This is a genomic window from Brasilonema sennae CENA114 (genome assembly GCF_006968745.1).
Taxonomy (GTDB): Bacteria; Cyanobacteriota; Cyanobacteriia; order Cyanobacteriales; family Nostocaceae; genus Brasilonema; species Brasilonema sennae.
In genome coordinates this window covers 2,949,248-2,968,501 of the sequence record NZ_CP030118.1, presented here as the reverse complement: position 1 = coordinate 2,968,501, position 19,254 = coordinate 2,949,248, and the positions used below count along the sequence as shown (strand labels likewise).

The following is a 19,254-nucleotide window of genomic DNA, read 5'->3' as shown; positions in this document are numbered from 1 at the left end:
TTCGTAAACGGCAACAAACACATGGATGTAAAGCTGGTTTTAGCTGCACTAACAATTGTCTTCACAGTTTCGTGCTTGTTCTTTGGTACGAAAAATGGATTCTACGATTCGGATAACTATCATGGGAATGGCTCAGCCCACTGAAGCCACAAAAAACAATCAGCACCGCCCCTAATCCGTAACTTAGAAGAATTTTTATTACCCATTGGGCAAATGTCCATAAAAATGAGCTTAGAGGGGAAAAGAGCATGAGCGATCGCCTGTCAGTATCCTTCAGATTTGATGCGGGGGAGACGGCGAGTGAACTAGAATGTTTGCCTTTTGGGGTTCATCACGATGATGAAGGTGTTTGTCTATTAATACGGATGGGACCACATCGCATTTTGCTTGACTGTGGTTTGGCGGATATCTCAACTCTAGTGAACAGATTTCAAAAATCGGCACCTCGAGGAAGTTCGCCGTTACCAGCAGATTTTGTCCTGGTGAGTCATGCGCATCCAGACCATGCTAGAGGATTGTTAGCTCTGCATAAGGCATTTCCGCTGTTACCAATATACGCCAGCGAAGTGACTAGCAAGTTGCTGTCTCTAAATTGGCAGGAGCAAGCTCCCCAGGAAGTACCATCATTTTGTCAAGCGTTGCCATTGCGATCGCCTGTAGAATTCAAAGATGGTCTGGTAGCAGAAATAATTCCTGCAGGTCACCTACCAGGGGCGGTAGCAATTCTACTCACGTATACCACAAAAGAGCGCTCTTACAGGCTACTGTATACGGGCGACTTTTTTTTATCCAATTCGCGGCTTGTAGAAGGTTTACGTTTGGAAGAATTGCGGGGAATAGAGTTGGATGTGCTGATTATTGAAGGAAGCTATGGAACTTCCCGTCATCCCCACCGCCGGACTCAAGAAAATCAACTTGCTGAGAGAATTAACCGAGCGATCGCAGAGCGTTGTTCTGTGCTACTTCCGACACCAACTTTGGGACTCGGTCAAGAACTGCTGATGCTTTTACGCAGTCATCACCATTTCACAGGAAGAGATTTAGATATCTGGGTTGATCGTAGTGTCGCCGTTGGATGTGACGCTTACCTGGAATTGCTATCCCATCTTCCCCCTTCGGTACAAAACTTTGCTCGCCATCAACCCCTATTTTGGGATGAACGGATACGCCCACGTGTACGGCGGATGCAGCCACAACAGATCCCTGATCTTAGCAGCCCTTGTATTATCCTTACTGACTCCACGGCTGATTTAAGCGAATACTGCCAAAAAGGCACAGGCTATTGGCTCACCCTTGTTCCAGAAAAAACCAATATAAAAATTCACGACCAATACTCACGCCTAATGACCGTCGAAACCTATCTTCTTGCTCAACATAGTGACGGTCCAGGGACAACCCAACTCATTCATAATTTGCGACCGCAGCACGTCATCTTCGTCCACGGTTCTCCTACTTACTTAGCAGACCTAACAAGCCTAGAAGAGTTACAGAATCGTTACCATTTGCATTCTCCCGCAGCTGGCACACTTGTGGAACTGCCTATTGGTGAAACATTTTTACAACCAGCTGCCCCAGAAACAAATTATGAAGGTGAACTGACGGAATTAGGAACTGTAGTCACAATCACTCTACCCGATGCAATCACTGCCGACCCCCGGTGGCGACACTTTGCGGATACAGGTTTAATTGAAGCCCGATGGCAAGGCGAAGATCTGGTCTTACGGGGACTATCGCAAAGAGAACTGCTGAACCAAAATAGCGATCGCTTTACCTGGTCTGATCTTGAGTGCTGCGGTACTTGCCGACATCAAAGGGGACAGAGGTGTTGGAATCCTGTGTCTCCACTGTATAATTTCAAAGTCACTCTTGAAGGTTACTGTCCTGCATTTGAACGCAACATCGAAAAGAGTCCTGAGTCTTGAGTCCTGAGTGTGTCAGTTTCAACAGATAAGTGCTGAGTTATTAGCATGCGAATTTCCTAAATTTTACTCAGCACTTAAGTGTTGCTAGGAGCAAGGGGTTCGACTCTTCAAGGACTGAACCCCCAGCACTGATTACTCTGGGTTTGAATCAGTAAAACGATTACGGATACGTTCAGCTTCTGGACAGTCTTCAGTTAAAAGAGGTTCTACGTTACCGCGTGGCACTGAAGCTAATTTTTGCGTTACAGCGCCAATGCTTTCAAGGCGAACCATTTCCTCCCAAGAACAAACTTCGTCTTCTTCTTCTGTTTCATAACGTAGGGTGACCAAATCTCCCTCTATATCGGTGATGCGGGCACGCTCGATCCAGCGTTGCTGGTCCCGCAAGAACACACAGACCTCCCGCCCGTCGCAACACAATTGATAAATCTTGCGGTGTAGCATCTACTGCTTCTGCCTTTTTATACTTAGTTAAATCTGTCAACAACATCTGGGCTTTTCCCCCAGCATATAATACCCCTTTATGGTTCGTTAAGTGAACCAAGCCAAGGTATCTTTCTTGACCCAAACCAGGAATTCGTTTTTCCTTGTCTGCTTTGTCAGCTTTTTGGACTAAAAAGTTCACGGTTACTGCACCAGCTAAACTTCATTTTTGTCGGGTCATTCAAAAAATGTTTACTTCATAGAAGTCACAGATTTCGGGATTTTTCCTGGCAAAGACAAGATGAATTGGTGAGTGGTGACAAGCATTATGTAATATTTTATACTCCAAAACAAACGTTAGTTGCGGTTGTTTGAATTGCCTGCTTATAGTCCTTGACATCGCTGGGAAGTCTGGGGACTTTGCTTTACTTTTACCCCTATGTAGTTGATCTTAGCTTATTCTCTTGTAACCTTGATGGTTTTAAACAACAACACCTGAAGTTTACATTCTTTGGTGAATATCAGCTTCTACTACACAAAGCAAGCTTTGGGGAGATCCATAAAAATAACTCTCCAGCCTGAGCGTGCCTTCGGCAAAGCCGAACGTGGTTGATCGTGGGCGTAGTCGGTTATTCGTTTTAATAAGGCGCTTTGATTTATTTACGCTTAAGTGCTTTGACACTTTTGCTATATCAGTTTTGTTTATCATAATTAATAAAGCAATCTAAAATCCTCATCTTGTTGACTTAGCTGTACCGAATCTAGGTTTAAATCTTGAAACTTTTGCACCAGGCGATCGCATGCTGGACGTTCTGTAGCATAGTGTCCGGCGTCAATCAAAATCACACCGCGATCACGGCTTTCCTGAAACTGATGGAACTTACAGTCAGAAGTCAAGTAGGCTTGAGCACCTGTTTTTACAACCGCTGAAAGATAACTGGCTCCTGAACCACCCAAAACAGCAACTCGGGAAATCGCCTGCTTTAAATCTACCACTGGAGAGGAAATCAGATGAGAAGGTGCGAGTCGGGTTTGAATGATTGTGAGTAACTCTTTTAAAGCTATAGACTGATCTAAATTTCCAACGCGTCCGTATCCTAATCCTGCTTGAGTGGGTACAACAGGAGAGACTTCCTTAAGTTCTAGAATTTGAGCCAAAACGTCAGCAGTTCCATCATCTACTTGGTCGAAATTTGTATGAGCAGTGTAAATACCAATATTGTAGGTAAACGCTAACCGTGCCATTTCGCCGATGGCGTCGCCACAACGTAAGGACTTGGGGGGACTGAAAATCAAAGGATGGTGGGCAAAAATTAGATTCACCGGGATACCAGCATTTTGGAGGGCGATCGCTTCTTGCATCACAGCCAAAGTTGGTGTCAAACAAACCAAAACACGTGCACTTTCTTGCAAAACTCCTGGCTCAATTTGCCAGCCACAATTATCCCAGCTTTCTTGCCAAGCCGGATTTGCCCATTTTTCAAACCAGGTTATGAAATCAGCTATTTTCATTAGTCATTAGTCATTAATATTAAACTATAGGATTCCTATCTGATTTTTGCTCAGTTACGTACAATTTATCTTTTTTATTCCCTGTTCCGGTTCGGCTACGCTCACGGCGAGCCTATTAAGAGCGATGGACTGCGCCGCCCTGACTAGCACTCTTGCTAGTCGAAGTGGCTTGTCGAAGTGTTAACGGCGATGCACTGAGCGTGGTCGTTGTGTTCCCTATTCAAGGTTGCTTTCACGATCCAGAGATATGAATAACCAGTTCTCGTGCGTGATTTCTTTGTCTATGTTCCCAAATATAAATTCCTTGCCAAGTTCCCAGTACTAAGTGACCTCTATTGATCGGAATCATTTCTGATGTATGAGTCAAAACTGTACGGATATGTGCTGGCATGTCATCAGATCCTTCAGTATCGTGGATGTACTGGGCTGATTCTGGTACGAGTTTTGCCATAAAATTAGCTAAATCTTCCAGCACATCTGGGTCAGCATTTTCTTGAATCAGCAAACTGGCTGAAGTGTGGCGCAAAAATATAACACATAGTCCTGTTTCAACTCCTGATTCAGCGACTGTATCTTCAATTTTTCGGGTAATGTTATGCAAAGATTTGCCCGTCGTAGAAATCCTCAGTAGCTTTTGGTAGTCAGTCATTTTTGCATTAATGATTATTCATTCCCTAGTCATTCTCTATTTTACCTAAAACAAGCTTACCCCCTGCTCGTTACAAGAGGGTGTCCGTAAGGACTCAGGGCATTGACTTTAAGAAGTGGTGGCAAGAATGACACGGTTAATTACTTGGTATAGGAAAAAGCCGTATAATCCTTTACAATAGTTACCGATAATATTTCCGCGAAAGTTTATTTACACAAAAATAAGCGTAAGCCGCCAAATGCAGGTATTTCAAAGCATCACCAAATCGTTTTTCGTTGTTTTCTACCTACTCGCCAGCTGGCAGTTTAACTTCAACCAACTACTTTTCATTACAGGGAGAGAAGTAATGGCGGCTCCACTCGAATTACTAGGGCAAAACAACACCCTACAGAATAAGATTCAAGCTAAGTTTAACGTGGCTAACCAGGCGTTAGCTGATGGACTAGAACAAAACCAGGAACTTTTAGGTAACACACAACAAACCTTTAGTCAGGCGAACGCGGCGATACGTCAATCGATTGATCCACAACAAGCCACTAGCGCCCACGCACAAGCGATAAGCCGGAGGCAAGACAGCGAGCGTATCGCGCACAAACGGTTGCAAGTCCCGTCAACACTACAAGACTCCACAGCTAACGAAGCACAAAAACCTGTAGAGCACAACTTACAGCCTACTGACAACATCCTTAAGATACAACAAGCCAAGTTAGTTAACGAGGCAAAAACACAAACCCTCTCTAATCAAAGCACAGGCACTTTTGCTTGGAAGTTCATCAAAAACGGAGTTGGTGTTGCTTCCGAGTATTCCGGCGACATCAAAGAGCAACAGCAGATACAGCTAGAGTTAAACAGCCTTCGCCAAAATATCGCCGATATTAACGTCAATGGCGTCGAATGGCTCGTGCAAAACTCAAAGGACGAAAGTGTACAACAAGCGCTAAACATTGAGGGGTTCAACATACCCTCTCAAGGTCTAACCAAAGAGCAAGCGCAACAGTACACCGGGGCTTTACAACAGTTAGTTCTGAGGTACGAGGAACAGGCGACGCTTCTTGAGATGAGAATCAACACGATAGCAGAGAAATACACTCCCTACCGCTTAAACAGACCTCAAGCGCAACAAAAGAAAACATTCCCCCTGAAACTAAAAGCTGCGGAACAAGAAACACAAAGCCTAACGCAGCAAGCAAACCAAGTCAACGAAAACAGACAGCAACGGATTTTGAGTATTCAAAGCCCTTTGAACCAGAATCAAGAACAACCAGCGCGAACCCTTGACTCGTCGTTGAGTATTGGTGGGCATCTTGACTCGAAAATACCAAAAGCAAACACCTTCTTCGCAAACGACACCGTAGATCCTGGCGAGTATTTAGCTGGCTTAAACACAACTAGTAGTGTTGCTCGAAAAGTTCTCACTAATAGAAATTATTGGCAACACTACCCTGACAACGTAAAAACACAGGGAAGTATGAGTATGGCTCAAAACTCCCTAAACGCGGGCAGTCGTTTATATATTCTTGACGACAATGTTGGAAATCAGAACCAATCGGGTTATCCAGATTTAACACAACAGTGGTTTAATTTTCAAGTGCCTGCAAAAAAAGGGTACGTTCCAAACATCGCTTACCCCGAAGACAACATAGACAATACACACGGCTACGCGTATCTTCATAAAAACGTTGCCTTCCGACGAGCGATAAACACTACCGCTAACAAACTCGGTATTCCTGGCTCATGGATAGCGGACGTTATCGCTGTTGAAACTAGTTTCAACCCCAGAGAGTTTCACAGGACTAACTCGTGTGGGTACGGAGGTTTGATAGGTTTTGGCACAGATGACGCACAAGAGTTTGGTACGACGCTTAGACGGATACTTTCGTTACCACCAGAAAGACAGATGACGTACGTCGAAAAGTATTTAAGCAGACCGAACATCAAACGTCACCTAAATAGAGGTGTTGAATACGTAGCAGCTGCTGTTTTCGGTGGTAGGGGACTACTCAACAAACTCATAAAAAATCCATCGAAAGCCTTACGCACAAGCGATGGTGCTATTAACTTACAGATCTATATGCAAAGGTTGGGGCGCGACGTAGGGCGACGCTACGACTTTAACGCCAGACTTACAAAGCCAACTACTTTCGCCAGTTCACTAGACTTACAAAGCAGGGTGCGCATTGTCTCAATAAATCCAGCAAACTAAATGTTTTGCAACTAGCCCCTCATTTTTGTTAGTCCTAACCGGAAAACCTTAAACGTTTGGCGGGTTCCGGAATAATACTTACTGCGATTATTCTTAATAACCCGCCAAATTGGGTAAACGCATCTAAATTAGTCTTAAGAAAAAGTTTTGTTTATGCGTATATGATAAGAATCACAATTTCTCGTTAAGAACTTTGTAAATAATCAACAACAGCATGAGCGATCGTTTCATTTCCATCCTTAGCAATGAGTTGAGATTGCTTCGGTTGATTGGGTGATTGGTTGAGAAAATCCCAAGTTCCTTGGAAAAACTCAGATGGGTTGAGGATTTGATGTTGGTTGTAATTACGAATACCTTCTAATAAAAAAGCGGCTTCTGCAAACTCGTCACGAGTGACTGAAACAATCGGCACGTCCAAACGTGTTGCTTCAGCAAAGGTACTGAAACCAGGTTTAGATACAACTCGCCCACAAATAGGCATAAAATCAACTGGGCGGTATTTTTGGTCAGTAGCTGACACTAAGTTTGGCAAATCTGGGGCAGATTTATCAAGTGTGATAAACTGCCAATCAGGAAATTGCTTGAGGTTCTCGTAGGGAATTTCCTGCAAACCCAATCCACCAAAGGTGAGTAAGATAGTTTTATCTTTTGGGGTTGTGATTCCCCATGTGGATCGTACTTCCTCAGGAGCATAACGAGGAGAACCGCCTGTTAAGCCGACGTCTGTGATATTGTTGAAGGCTTGCATCGGTTCGTGGAAAGGAAGACGAAACAGGCGATCGCACTTCGAGTAACAATCACTTATCCAATCAGCAATGTCTGTAAAACGACTACCCCAATCTCGATAGATAAAGTCAAAGCCAAAGTTACTCATCATCCAACAGGGTATCTTAGCTGCTTTGGCAATTTCGCAAGCGAGGAAGGGGACATCTGCCAAGATAAGATGAACACGATTTTGGCGGATAAAGTTGACTTCAGAAGCAATGATAGAATTTTGATTTTTCTTAATCTCAAGTAACTTTTCTAGAGTTGCAGTCTTATCCATTGTTAAGCTATCTGCTTGCACCACACCTAAATCCATCGCACGGGGACGCTGGATAAAATCGCCTTCTATGTAGCACTCTAGCAACCATCGTGGTGCAGTACTCACTATGATCAGCAGGATTTCTGGACATAACTTTTGAATTGTTGCGGCGACAGCTGCTGCGCGGGTAGCATGACCAAAGCCATGATTGGTAATTGCTATGTATAAAATTGGTCTATCCATTGAAGTCATTGGTTAACCGTGAGCGTTTGCGTAGCGCCCCCTATGCCTAACGGCACGGCTACGCCTATCGGGGCTAGCCGAAGGGTCATTTAGCTAGTTCGGGCAGAAGCTTCACGCCTCCTGTTCCGCTTAGGCGTTGAGATGAATGCCCGGACAATCAAAGCAAGACCCTTAACTAATTTTCCGTGTTGCGGAAATAGAGAGGGGGTCAGTGTTTTGATTGTTTCTTTCCGGATTCTAAATTATAGAGAAAGCTGACATTTTTAGAGTCAAAACATAGATCATTAATAGTTCGAGAAAGGCACGAGGGCGCGATTGACTTAACCTATTCAATTGAGTGGTGCCTGTACAAGGCCAGCACCCACATCCAGAGGATTGAAGCCAGCGGCTAACCTGTCTTTCTTGGCTTGACCAATTAATCGAGAACTGAGTTCGAGCCGATTGACAGTGGTATTCTGTTTCAACAGTTTTTCAGCCCAGAGCGCTGCAATACCTGCAACGTGAGGAGTTGCCATGCTTGTACCGTTAAGGTACCGATAGCCGCCTCCTGGTTTAGCTGAGTAAATCTTAACACCCGGAGCCGCAACGTTCGGACCAGTGTTGGAAAAATAGGCAACCTTCAAAGCGTTATTCGGTTCACCTGGCGTTTCAAGCGCTCCGACCGAAATAATTCCATCCGCCGCCGCCGGTGGGGCAACGGATAATATGTAGTTCGGATCAATGTTACGCTTGCTATCGTTTCCGGAGGCTGCAACAATTACAGTACCTTGTTGAAATAGTGCATTGCGAGCATTGACTAGATCAGCTAGCTTATCAAACAAGCGAACATTTGCCCGGTAATTCTCTAGCGCTTTAGACGTAGCAAGAGGTGCTGGAAAATTTTTCTCTTTCATAAGATTCTCAACCTGAGCTGGAAAATTCATACCCAGTGACATGGAGATGACATGTGCCCCCTGATCTAAAGCCCACAGAATAGCTCGATAAATTTGCTCAGTTCCTCCACGCCCTTGCGAATCCAGCACTTTACCAATCAGTGCACGTTGTACGCCTGGTGCCATGCTGAAGCGGTATCCGTTAACGACCTGACCAAAAATGGTACCAGCACAATGGGTACCATGTCCGTTCTTATCCCCGTTGCCTTCACCTGTGAAATCTTGCTCTATCAGTTGAACTCCTTTAAAGGCTTCGTGGTTAGCGTCGATGCCAGTATCCAGAACCGCTACGGTTACGCCCTGACCTGTAAAAGGACTATCGACAGCACCAGTTACACTCACTCCCCACGTTGTTGTTCCAAGCTGATCATGCGTCTGTGCTTCCTCACTCGCAGTTGGCTCAATCAGAGCAACTGGCATAGGTGGAGCAATACTGACAACTTGAGGATCGCGCCGCAGATCGAACAGATCTCGCGTATCGAGTGATTCAATGTCAATGCGGGGAGTGGGTGCTTCCACAGTGCGACTCGCTTCAAGAGTGAAAGAGCGTCCTGAAAAAGGCTCACTTAAATCTACACGACTGGTGTCACGAAGGATAATGTATTGATCTGATTCCATAAAAATGACTCCGATGTGTCTAGTTTGCGATGCAAAACCCAAAAAATACCAAAAAATTAATGACCCAAAAAATTAATTGCTCGATAAGCGCAAGAAAGTTTAGGACTTATGCATTGACATGACTTGTATTATATGCATGTCCCTACTTGTTTGCTAAAGGTCACTTAAGCTTGGAAAGTTTTCCTTCTTCCTTGTGTTTTTTATAGGTGTTAGCACAACAAACTCATGCACTTGCGGTATTGCCCAGCAATACATAATCGCTGCTGACTCTGTTGGAATTTTCACTACAATTAGAGAGCAGAGCAAAAATTTGCTGCCTAAAGCATGAGCGAGAACGAAACGATTACACCAGAAACGCTCGACTTAACCAATTGCGAGCGCGAACCAATTCACATCCCCGGTTCCATCCAGCCTCATGGTCTTCTGTTCGTTCTCCAAGAACCAGACCTAAGGATCATTCAGATCAGCAATAACACTGCTCAACTTTTGGGACGCGAACCAGAGGAATTGCTAAATACGCGATTGCACGACTTGCTTGACTTGCAGCAACTCGACGCGATTGAAAAGTGTTTGTCAAAGGATTTTGAAAGTGTTAATCCGTTGAAAATTGTTCTGGATCAACAGGGCAAAAACCTGATTTTCGATGGAATTGTACATCGCTTTGATGGCGTACTTATTTTAGAACTAGAACCGAGTAAAAGCCAAGAAAATGTGAGTTTCTTCGGGTTTTATCATTTGGTAAAAGGCACGATTAGTAAAATTCAAGCAGCATCGACAACTGAGGAAATGTGTCGAGTTGCAGTGCAACAGGTGCAACAGCTAACGGGATTTGATCGTGTCATGGTCTATCAATTTGACGCAGAGGATGCAGGTAACGTTATAGCCGAAGTTGCAAAAGATGAGTTGACACCCTATCTTGGTTTACGTTATCCTGCCTCGGATATCCCTGTACAAGCAAAGCAACTTTACCTATTGAATAGGTTGCGCTTGATTCCCGATAGCAATTATCAACCTGCTACCTTAGTTCCACCGCTGCATCCGGTGAGCCAATGCCCCACAGATTTAAGCCTAGCGGTTTTACGCAGCGTGTCGGCGCTCCACGTAGAGTACTTGCACAATATGGGTGTAAGTGCATCAATGTCAATATCTTTGGTCAAAAACAAACAACTTTGGGGATTGATCGCTTGTCACCATACATCGCCCAAATACTTGAGTTATGAAGTGCGGACAGCTTGTGAATTTATTGGTCAAGTTATGTCTTTGGATTTAGTCGCAAAACAAGCCAATGACGACTTTGATTTCAAGATGAATTTAAAATCGATTCTGGCTAGATTCATAGAATTGATTCCTCAACATGAAAATTTACTGGAAGGGTTAACCCAGTCTGAAGCTGATTTGCTGGGTATAGTTAGCGCCCAGGGAGTTGCGATTTGCTGGAACGACGACTGGACGCGCATCGGTCAGACTCCCGAACCTGATGAGTTGCAAAAGTTGCTGGCTTGGGTGGGAACGAAGATTGACGGCGACAACCTTTTATATACAGACGCTTTACCCAAGATTTTTCCACAAGCGGAAAAATTCAAACAGCTTGCTAGTGGATTGATAACATTAGCCATTTCAAAAGTCAAGCACAACTACATTTTGTGGTTTCGTCCGGAAGTGGTTCAAACTGTGAATTGGGGAGGGAATCCCAACAAACCTGTGGAAGTGCTGCAAGATAGTAGTGTGCGAGTATCGCCGCGTAAATCCTTTGCTTTGTGGCAAGAAACAGTCCAAGGACGATCTTTATCTTGGAAGCCTTGTGAGATTGAGGCAGTTTTAGAACTGCGGGGGGCAATTGTCAGCATTGTCTTGCGCAAAGCAGATGAATTGGCGAAACTCAATTTGGAGTTAGAACGAAGCAACACAGAACTAGATGCCTTTGCTTATATCGCCTCTCACGACTTGAAGGAACCCCTACGAGGAATTCATAACTATGCCAGTTTTTTGATCGAAGATTACGCCGATATCCTCGATCAAGATGGGGTGGAGAAGTTACAAACGTTGTTGCGCTTAACTAGTCGCATGGAAGACTTGATCGAGTCTTTGCTGCACTTCTCCCGCCTGGGACGGATGGAACTCAATTTGCAACTGACAGACACAAACGAACTGGTGCAACACGCAATACAAGTGATCAAACTGAGCATGACATCAGAGGACGTGGAGTTTCGCATTCCTCGCCCTTTACCGACACTCAAGTGCGATCGCATCCAACTTGCTCAAGTTTTCACTAACTTGATTAGCAATGCGATGAAGTACAACAGCCGTTCGGAAAAATGGATTGAAATTGGCTATTTAGATGAAGCTGACACGCCCAAAAACTGCCTACAACCACAAAACTCTCACGATGGAGAGATAGCGATCATATTCTATGTGCGCGACAATGGCATCGGAATTAAAAAACAGTATCTTGAAACTATTTTCCGTATTTTCAAACGACTGCACGGCAAAAATCACTATGGGGGTGGTACGGGGGCCGGATTAACCATTGCAAAGAAGATAGTTGAACGTCATAACGGTAGAATATGGGTTGAGTCAACTTATGGAGAAGGCAGTACTTTCTACTTTGCCTTAGCGCGAACAAATCAACTTTATGAAGCCAGTGCAGAACAATAGCTTATTAGTAGTTGAAGACAGTGACGAGGATTTTGAAGCGTTTAGACGGATACTCCGCAAATCCTCACTTCATGCTCCCATCTACCGTTGCGTAGATGGGGAAGATGCATTAGAGTATCTCTTTCAAGTAGGTGAGTACGCGAATCATACCTCGCGATCGCGTCCAGGTATAATTCTGCTCGATCTGAATTTACCAGGTATGGACGGACGAGATGTGTTGATTACAATCAAGCAAAACGCAGATCTTAAAATGATTCCCGTCATTATTTTTACAACATCTTCTAATCCTAAAGATATTGATGTATGTTACGAGCATGGAGTAAATGGTTATATTGTCAAGCCGATAGATCTTAGCAAGCTTAAGGAAACGATCGAGGTATTTATTCAATATTGGTTCGAGATCACTACGCTTCCACAAGCTTATGGATAGTTATGCACAGCTATCCATCAAAGACGAAAAATCGAGAAAGCGGTCTCGAACAAACTAAAATTAAAGAATTTTTTGAGAAATTTTTCTAAAATATTGAAACTCCTACTTCTTGCAGCAGTGGATGGATACACAACAACCAGTGAAAATTTTGATTATCGACGATAGTGCAGAGGACAGGTTTGCCTATCGCCGCTACTTACTGCAAGAAGTCGAGTATCAATACAGGATTTTGGAACAAGAAACTGGCGAGGCAGGGTTGAGTTTATGTCTCCAAGAACAACCAGATGTGATCTTGATCGATTTCTTGTTGCCGGATTTAGACGGATTAGAGTTTTTGAGCCAGTTGCAGGATCAGATTGGCAAGAATCACCCACCTGTGGTCATGTTAACAGGCCAAGGCGATGAATTCGTTGCCGTGCAAGCAATGAAACGTGGCGCTCAAGACTATCTGATTAAGGGTAAGACAACTTCAGAGGCATTACGGTTGGCAGTCAAAAGCGCCATTAAGAATGCGCGATTACAGCAGCAATTGCAACAAAGCCAAGCAGCCCTGGAACAACAACTAAAGTCAGAGCGGATTGTCACACAGATAGCTGGGCAAATTCGGCAATCCCTCGACTTGGACACAATTCTCAACACCACTGTAGAGCTAGTACGGCAGTTCTTACAAACAGACCGGGTGATTATGTTCGAGTTGCAACCAGACGGCAACGGTAAAGTGGTTGTAGAGTCAGTAGAGTCGGGTTGGACACCAATCTTGTCAACTAGCATGTATGATACATGCCTTGCCACAAGCGACATCAGTTCTTATCTACAAGGGCAAGCCACGGCAAGAACAGACATTCATAATGGCGACATCGATCCCTGTCACGTCAACTTACTCGCTCAGTTTCAGGTACGAGCAAACTTAGTCGTACCAGTTTTATTGAATGTAGGAAATAACACTCAAGAATTAGAAATTGATCATGCCTCTTCTACACCTCAACTCTGGGGTCTGTTGATTGCCCATGAGTGTAGAGCACCTCGGCAGTGGCAAGCAATGGAAATTAGCCTGCTGACTCAATTGGCAACTCAGGTTGGGATTGCCATCCAACAATCACAGCTGTATCAGCAAGCACAAATGGAATTGTTGGAGCGTCAGCAGACTCAGCAGGCGCTACAAGTAAGTGAAGAGCGATTGCGGCTAGCACTCGATGCAGCAAGGATGGGGATTTGGGACTGGAATATCCTGACCAACCAAATTGTTTGGTCTGCTAGCCTCGAACGCTTGTTTGGAATGGAAGCGGGAGAGTTTGATGGTCGCTATGAAACCTTTCTTAACTTGCTGCACCCAGAGGATCGAGCACAAGTACAGAAAGCGATCGCCCGTGCAGTAGAACACAGAGAACCGTATGACATTGAGTTCCGCTTTTTCTGTCCTAGTGGTAGAATTCGCTGGGCAGTCAGTCAAGGGCAGGTCTTTTATGATCAAACTGGCAGACCAGTCCGCATGACAGGGATAGACTTGGATATCACCGCTCGCAAACAGGCTCAAGAAGCCCTACGCGAGAGTGAGGAGCGATTTCGCTTGCTTAGTGCCTTCGCTCCGATTGGGATTTTTCAAACTGATGGGGCAGGTCATTGTCTTTATACTAACCCTCAATGGCAAGCAATTGCTGGTTTAAGTTTACAAGAAAGTTTGGGTGATGGCTGGGCAAGGGCAGTTCATCCTGATGATCGCGAGCAAGTTTGGGCAGAGTGGAACCGTTGCACGCAAGAAGGAAGTGAGTTTTCAATGGAGTTCCGCTTCTTAACGCCTCAAGGCGGAACGCATTGGGTACAGGCAAATGCAGCAGCTATCCGTTCTCAGTTAGGCGAAATCATCGGCTATGTTGGCACCGATCAAGACATTACTGCTCGCAAATACGCAGAGGAAGCATTGCAAAATGCTTTGCAAAAGCTCAACTTTCATGTCGAAAATTCTCCCCTAGGGGTGATTGAATGGGATAGCGACTTGCGAATTATCCGTTGGTCCGAGTCAGCAGAGAATATTTTCGGCTGGACAGCGCAGGAAATATTGGGCAAGCAAATGAGTGAATGGCAATTCATTTATCCGGAGGATGCAGCCGCCGTGAGTAATGTTGTCCGGCGTATCCTCAGTGGTGATGAAGCGCAAACTGTTTGCTGTAATCGCAACTATGCTAAGGATGGCTCGGTGGTTTATTGTGAGTGGTACAACTCAACGTTAACAGACGAATCGGGTAATCTGGTGTCTGTGCTATCTCTAATTATGGACGTAAGTGAGCGCGTCCGCTTAGCCAGTGAGCGCGATCGCATCCTGCAACTCGAACAAGTCGCCCGAAGTGAAGCCGAACGAGCAAATCGAGTTAAAGATGAGTTTTTGGCAGTTCTCTCCCATGAGTTGCGATCGCCGCTTAATCCAATCTTAGGCTGGTCTAAAATCTTGAAAACCCGCAAGCTTGACGCAAACAAGACGACGCAAGCTTTAGAAATTATCGAACGCAATGCCCAAGCACAAGCTCAACTGATTGAAGATTTGCTGGATGTTTCGCGGATTTTACAAGGCAAACTCAAACTCAATGTTTCTGCAATAGATTTAACTACTGTGATTTCCTCCGCCTTAGAAACTGTCCGCTTGGCAGCACAAGCAAAATCTATTGAACTGCAACCAATATTAGAAGTTGGTGTGTGGCAAGTTTCAGGCGATGCGACTCGGCTGCAACAAGTATTTTGGAATTTTCTCTCCAATGCTGTCAAGTTCACTCCCAATGGCGGTCGAGTAGAAGTTCGCTTGCAGGAAGTTGCGTCAATAGCTCAAATCACAGTGAGTGATACAGGTAAGGGCATCAATCCAGAGTTTCTGCCTTACGTGTTTGAATCATTCCGTCAAGCAGATAGCACCACCACGCGCCAATTTGGTGGCTTAGGATTGGGGCTGGCGATCGCCCGTAATATCGTAGAAATGCATGGCGGTACTGTGATGGCGGATAGTTTAGGGGAAGGACAGGGGGCGACTTTTACAGTGCAGCTACCACTGATTCAAACAACCAAGGACTACGGCGACAAAAAAGACCAAGGCAAAAATTTCTCCTGTGCTGAGAGTTCCTCAATTCTAACTGGCTTACGGGTCATGGTTGTAGACGACGAACCTGATTCATTGGAATTCACTGCCTTTGTGTTGGAGCAGGAAGGGGCAGATGTGATAGCAGTATCATCAGCAGAAGAGGCGCTACGAGTTATACAACAATGGCAGCCAGTTCTGTTGATCAGCGATATTGGGATGCCAGAAATGGACGGATATATGCTCATACGTCAAATCCGGAAATTACCTCAAGACCAAGGAGGACAGATTAGTGCAATCGCACTCACAGCGTATGCTAGCGAAGCTGATTGCCAAAAGGCTCTGGCAAATGGGTTCGATGCACATATATCTAAACCAGTGGAGCCAAGTCAATTAATTGCAGTTGTCACCAAGCTCTTAAAACAACGAGTGTAGAAATTAGTTGCCAGCTTCTTATCTTACAAAGGAGTTGAGTTTTGCCAGAAGTGCGACTCGTTGTAGAGTTAAAATGGAAACATATACAGGACTTACGCACAAACAACGTAACTATTGTCCACAGCGACTATTAGCGCAGCGTGCCGTTAAGCATAGGGAAGCAATTCCCATCCTGCTTTTTTTCGTAGCGAGTGCGTAAGTCCCAAAATAGCTGTATGTGAAGAATGTGGGCGCTGACGACTACACTCGTGCAATGCGTGAAAACTATGTATATTACCTGACAGTAGCGTAAGTCCTGATAAGAATAGATTAAGATGCAAGATAAAACAAGCAAACTCTTCCGAGAAGAAGCGCTAGAACAGCTGTCATCACCAGAACAACTTGACCAGATGATGCAGGTCACAAGCCAGCAAGTTTGGTTACCTTTGATTTCTATGGGCTTTTTGGTCGTTATAGCTGGTATTTGGAGTGTAGTCGGGCGAATTCCACTCACTGTCACAGGTTCCGGCGTGTTGAGCCGACCTCGTCATGTGGTGCCATTTCAAACACTCAGTGCTGGTCAATTATTAGCTTTAAATATCAAGCCAGGAGATGTGGTTAGACAAGGTCAAGTACTCGCCATCATCGACCAATCCAATATTAGGCAACAACTACAACAAGAACAAGGAAAGTTAAACCAACTTCTAGAGCAGAATCTAAACACCGATAGACTGCAAAAGCAGCAAACAGTGCTGGCGCTAAGAACGCTTCAACAGCAGCAAAAAGACTTTGAACAAACCTTGCGTCGAGAATCAGTCGCACCAGTGCTACATTCACAAACCCTTGAAGCGTTAAAGCAAAAACGAGAAAGCCTTGAGCAAAGTGTGTCCAGAGAAAAAGTCGCACCAGTGCTGTACAAACAAACTCTCACTGCACTAGCACAAAAAAGCAAAAGCCTTGAACAGCAAAAGCAACAAATCACTGCATTGCTACAAACCTTGCAACAACGAGTTGAAACTCGTCGTAGTCTTTTTGAACAGAAGATTATTAGCCAAGATACACTACTGCAATCTCAGCAGGAATTATTAAGCGCTCAGAAGGAAATATCAGAGATTTCAACACAACTCAAAGACCTTGATGTTCAAAAAACAACTAGTGAACGTGAATATCTACAAAATTTGAGTAAAACTGACGAGATCAAAAATAATATTCAAGAGCTTGAAGTTCAAAGAACAAATGCAGAGCGCGATTATCTACAAAATATGAATAAGCTTGATGAAATCAAAACCAAAATTCAAGATATCGAAACCCAAAAAACTAAATTAGTTCAACAAGATTTAGAAAAGTCAATCAATCAATTAAATCATATTCAGGATGTTAAACGCAAGATTGCTCAGTTAAAATTGCAATTAGCTCAATCAAGCCAAGTTATTAGTAAATACGATGGTCGCGTTTTAGAAGTAGGGGTTCTGGCTGGTCAAATTGTCAATTCTGGCACTCGTATTGGGACAATCGAAGCTCTTGACTCCAAAGCCAAACTAACAAGTCTTGTTTACTTTGCTGATAAGGATGGCAAACAAATAAAACCAGGTATGACAGTACAGGTTACACCTAGCGTTGTTAAGCGCGATCGCTTTGGTGGAATTGTTGGAACGGTAACAAGAGTTTCTCCCTTCCCTGTGACAACTGGCGATATTGTGGCGCAAGTTGGCAATGAAGACATAGCTAAAAGCCTTGCTAATAGTAACGCGGCTCGTGTGCAAGTTTTCGTCGAACTACAAAAAGACCCAAACACTGTCAGCGGTTACAAATGGTCTTCTTCTAATGGACCAGCACTACAAATCTCGTCAGGTACGACTACGCAAGTCCGCGTCAAAGTTGGAGAAGTGGCACCTATTTCTTACATTATTCCTCTTTTTCGCTCTTGGACTGGTGTGTATTAAATTAACAGTTATCAGTGATCAGTTATCAGGCAGGAAACGGACTCGTCCACCCCTTGTTTACCCTTCGGGTGTGCGCAGAGCGCACGCCTTACGGCGTTCGCGCAGCGTGCGCTTTGCGCTTACGCCAGATGCCTCTGTCGGGAAACCCTCTCCGAAGTTGCCACAACGCGGGGAACCCGCGCAAGGCACTTCTCTCTGCAGCACTGGACTCACTGTTTACTGTTCACTGTAGTAGCCTTTTGTGCTTTAATTATCTATTACAATTAAGTGGCGATCGCTCTTCAGTATGTATTCAATTTCTCTCATCAGTACTTTAGTGGTTGGTAGTGTATTTCTGGTGACAGGTATTGTCAAAGCACTCGCACCTCAGACGTTTATTATCCACATCACTAAATTACAGTTGTTTTCCCAAAAGGTGAATCTAGCTGTTGCGATCGCCTTCACAATTCTAGAGTGTGTCCTTGGGATAGCCTTAATTTTACAGCTGTTTCCACAGTGGCTTTTTCCCGGTACGATTGTTCTGTTATTGGTGTTATCGTGTTTAACTTACTGGAGTACCTCGACTAAACGCACAAATAATTGTGGTTGCTATAACGGTCTAATTAATATTAGTCCCAACCAAAGTTTACTCCTCAACATCATCTACACTGCTTTGATTGGGTTGGCTTGGTTTTATCCCGTCGTCGATATTTTAACAGTTTCCCAGCAAGTGAGCGCATTACTCATTTCTTTAGCAATCAGTTGTCTCGGGACTGGTGTTTCGTATTTGTATTTGTGGAAGAAAGAAAAACCTTTATTAGACTTATCTCTGCTTAAGGTTGATCGCCTTTGGCAACCCAAATGGATAGAAGAATACGCCGATAGCTTAACAACAGGTGACAAACTAGTTGTGTTTTTAATGCCGGGTTGTCAAATGTGCAAAAGCTGGATCAAAGTGCTAAAAATAGTTCACAAAAGACCTGATCTACCAGATGTAGTGGCAGGAGTTGCCCGAACGCCCGAAGAAGTTCAAGAATTTGTTCAACTTTATAATATCAACTTTCCGGTAGTGGCGATGAACCCGTTCGTCATGAGTCGCTTCGCTGAAGCCTTTCCAACTGGTGTATTGCTGGAGAACGGCATAATTCGGGAAAAATGGTTGGGGGTGATGCCACTAGCCTTTGTTCAACGCATCAAACCAAATTTATCTGTTGCTGAAGTTGCCAAGTCGTGAGAAAGCTAATTT

At 44.3% G+C, this 19,254-nt stretch carries 13 protein-coding genes; 7 read left to right on the top strand and 6 right to left on the bottom strand.

The window, feature by feature from the left end; all coding sequences use genetic code 11:
* Nucleotides 1-248 precede the first annotated feature (248 nt).
* Entirely contained in the window at nt 249-1,922 is a 1,674-nt protein-coding gene (locus DP114_RS12665) for an MBL fold metallo-hydrolase (RefSeq protein WP_171976242.1), read from the top strand.
* A 132-nt stretch (nt 1,923-2,054) separates the two neighbouring features.
* Here the strand turns inward: DP114_RS12665 and DP114_RS12660 are convergent, their stop codons facing one another.
* From DP114_RS12660 to DP114_RS12650, 4 genes are all read right to left on the bottom strand, one after another.
* Nucleotides 2,055-2,315: a DUF6679 family protein gene (locus DP114_RS12660; RefSeq protein ID WP_246163144.1), complete on the bottom strand. Its 261-nt coding sequence runs from the start codon at nt 2,313-2,315 to the stop codon at nt 2,055-2,057.
* Nucleotides 2,233-2,547, bottom strand: a complete 315-nt coding sequence (locus DP114_RS34930; RefSeq protein WP_246163502.1) for a hypothetical protein — start codon at nt 2,545-2,547, stop codon at nt 2,233-2,235. Before DP114_RS34930 ends, DP114_RS12660 begins: the two co-directional genes overlap by 83 nt.
* Nucleotides 2,548-3,056: 509 nt before the next feature.
* Entirely contained in the window at nt 3,057-3,857 is an 801-nt protein-coding gene (locus DP114_RS12655; RefSeq protein ID WP_169264998.1) for a Nif3-like dinuclear metal center hexameric protein, read from the bottom strand.
* A gap of 232 nt (nt 3,858-4,089) precedes the next feature.
* Entirely contained in the window at nt 4,090-4,506 is a 417-nt protein-coding gene (locus DP114_RS12650) for a secondary thiamine-phosphate synthase enzyme YjbQ (protein ID WP_169264999.1), read from the bottom strand.
* Between the two features lie 346 nt (nt 4,507-4,852).
* Here DP114_RS12650 and DP114_RS12645 point away from each other — a divergent pair, with 346 nt between their 5' ends.
* Nucleotides 4,853-6,709 (top strand): hypothetical protein, encoded by a 1,857-nt coding sequence (locus DP114_RS12645; RefSeq protein ID WP_171976241.1) that lies wholly within the window; start codon nt 4,853-4,855, stop codon nt 6,707-6,709.
* A gap of 184 nt (nt 6,710-6,893) precedes the next feature.
* Here DP114_RS12645 and DP114_RS12640 read toward each other — a convergent pair whose 3' ends face one another.
* On the bottom strand, nt 6,894-7,976 hold the full coding sequence (locus DP114_RS12640; protein ID WP_171978176.1) for a glycosyl transferase: 1,083 nt from the start codon (nt 7,974-7,976) through the stop codon (nt 6,894-6,896).
* Between the two features lie 329 nt (nt 7,977-8,305).
* A complete protein-coding gene (locus DP114_RS12635) occupies nt 8,306-9,526 on the bottom strand; it encodes a S8 family peptidase (RefSeq protein WP_216669993.1) in 1,221 nt (406 codons plus the stop codon).
* A 324-nt stretch (nt 9,527-9,850) separates the two neighbouring features.
* Between DP114_RS12635 and DP114_RS12630 the strand changes: the two genes are divergently transcribed.
* From DP114_RS12630 to DP114_RS12610, 5 genes are all read left to right on the top strand, one after another.
* Nucleotides 9,851-12,181, top strand: a complete 2,331-nt coding sequence (locus DP114_RS12630; RefSeq protein WP_171976240.1) for an ATP-binding protein — start codon at nt 9,851-9,853, stop codon at nt 12,179-12,181.
* Nucleotides 12,159-12,611, top strand: coding sequence for a response regulator (locus DP114_RS12625; protein WP_171976239.1), 453 nt, complete (start codon nt 12,159-12,161; stop codon nt 12,609-12,611). The genes DP114_RS12630 and DP114_RS12625 overlap by 23 nt, the downstream gene beginning before the upstream one ends.
* 121 nt (nt 12,612-12,732) lie before the next feature.
* Complete coding sequence (locus DP114_RS12620) at nt 12,733-16,107, top strand: PAS domain-containing protein (protein WP_171976238.1); 3,375 nt, start codon at nt 12,733-12,735, stop codon at nt 16,105-16,107.
* Between the two features lie 314 nt (nt 16,108-16,421).
* The gene (locus DP114_RS12615) at nt 16,422-18,029 is read left to right on the top strand and encodes an NHLP bacteriocin system secretion protein (protein WP_171976237.1); all 1,608 of its coding nucleotides are present in this window, start codon (nt 16,422-16,424) and stop codon (nt 18,027-18,029) included.
* Between the two features lie 286 nt (nt 18,030-18,315).
* Nucleotides 18,316-19,242 (top strand): MauE/DoxX family redox-associated membrane protein, encoded by a 927-nt coding sequence (locus DP114_RS12610; RefSeq protein WP_171976236.1) that lies wholly within the window; start codon nt 18,316-18,318, stop codon nt 19,240-19,242.
* Nucleotides 19,243-19,254 lie beyond the last annotated feature (12 nt).

Coding starts and splice junctions, on each gene's coding strand:
- DP114_RS12665 (WP_171976242.1), top strand. CDS start 249: ATGAGCGATCGCCTGTCAGTATCCTTCAGATTTGATGCGGGGGAGACG.
- DP114_RS12655 (WP_169264998.1), bottom strand. CDS start 3,857: ATGAAAATAGCTGATTTCATAACCTGGTTTGAAAAATGGGCAAATCCG.
- DP114_RS12650 (WP_169264999.1), bottom strand. CDS start 4,506: ATGACTGACTACCAAAAGCTACTGAGGATTTCTACGACGGGCAAATCT.
- DP114_RS12645 (WP_171976241.1), top strand. CDS start 4,853: ATGGCGGCTCCACTCGAATTACTAGGGCAAAACAACACCCTACAGAAT.
- DP114_RS12640 (WP_171978176.1), bottom strand. CDS start 7,976: ATGGATAGACCAATTTTATACATAGCAATTACCAATCATGGCTTTGGT.
- DP114_RS12635 (WP_216669993.1), bottom strand. CDS start 9,526: ATGGAATCAGATCAATACATTATCCTTCGTGACACCAGTCGTGTAGAT.
- DP114_RS12630 (WP_171976240.1), top strand. CDS start 9,851: ATGAGCGAGAACGAAACGATTACACCAGAAACGCTCGACTTAACCAAT.
- DP114_RS12625 (WP_171976239.1), top strand. CDS start 12,159: ATGAAGCCAGTGCAGAACAATAGCTTATTAGTAGTTGAAGACAGTGAC.
- DP114_RS12620 (WP_171976238.1), top strand. CDS start 12,733: ATGGATACACAACAACCAGTGAAAATTTTGATTATCGACGATAGTGCA.
- DP114_RS12615 (WP_171976237.1), top strand. CDS start 16,422: ATGCAAGATAAAACAAGCAAACTCTTCCGAGAAGAAGCGCTAGAACAG.
- DP114_RS12610 (WP_171976236.1), top strand. CDS start 18,316: ATGTATTCAATTTCTCTCATCAGTACTTTAGTGGTTGGTAGTGTATTT.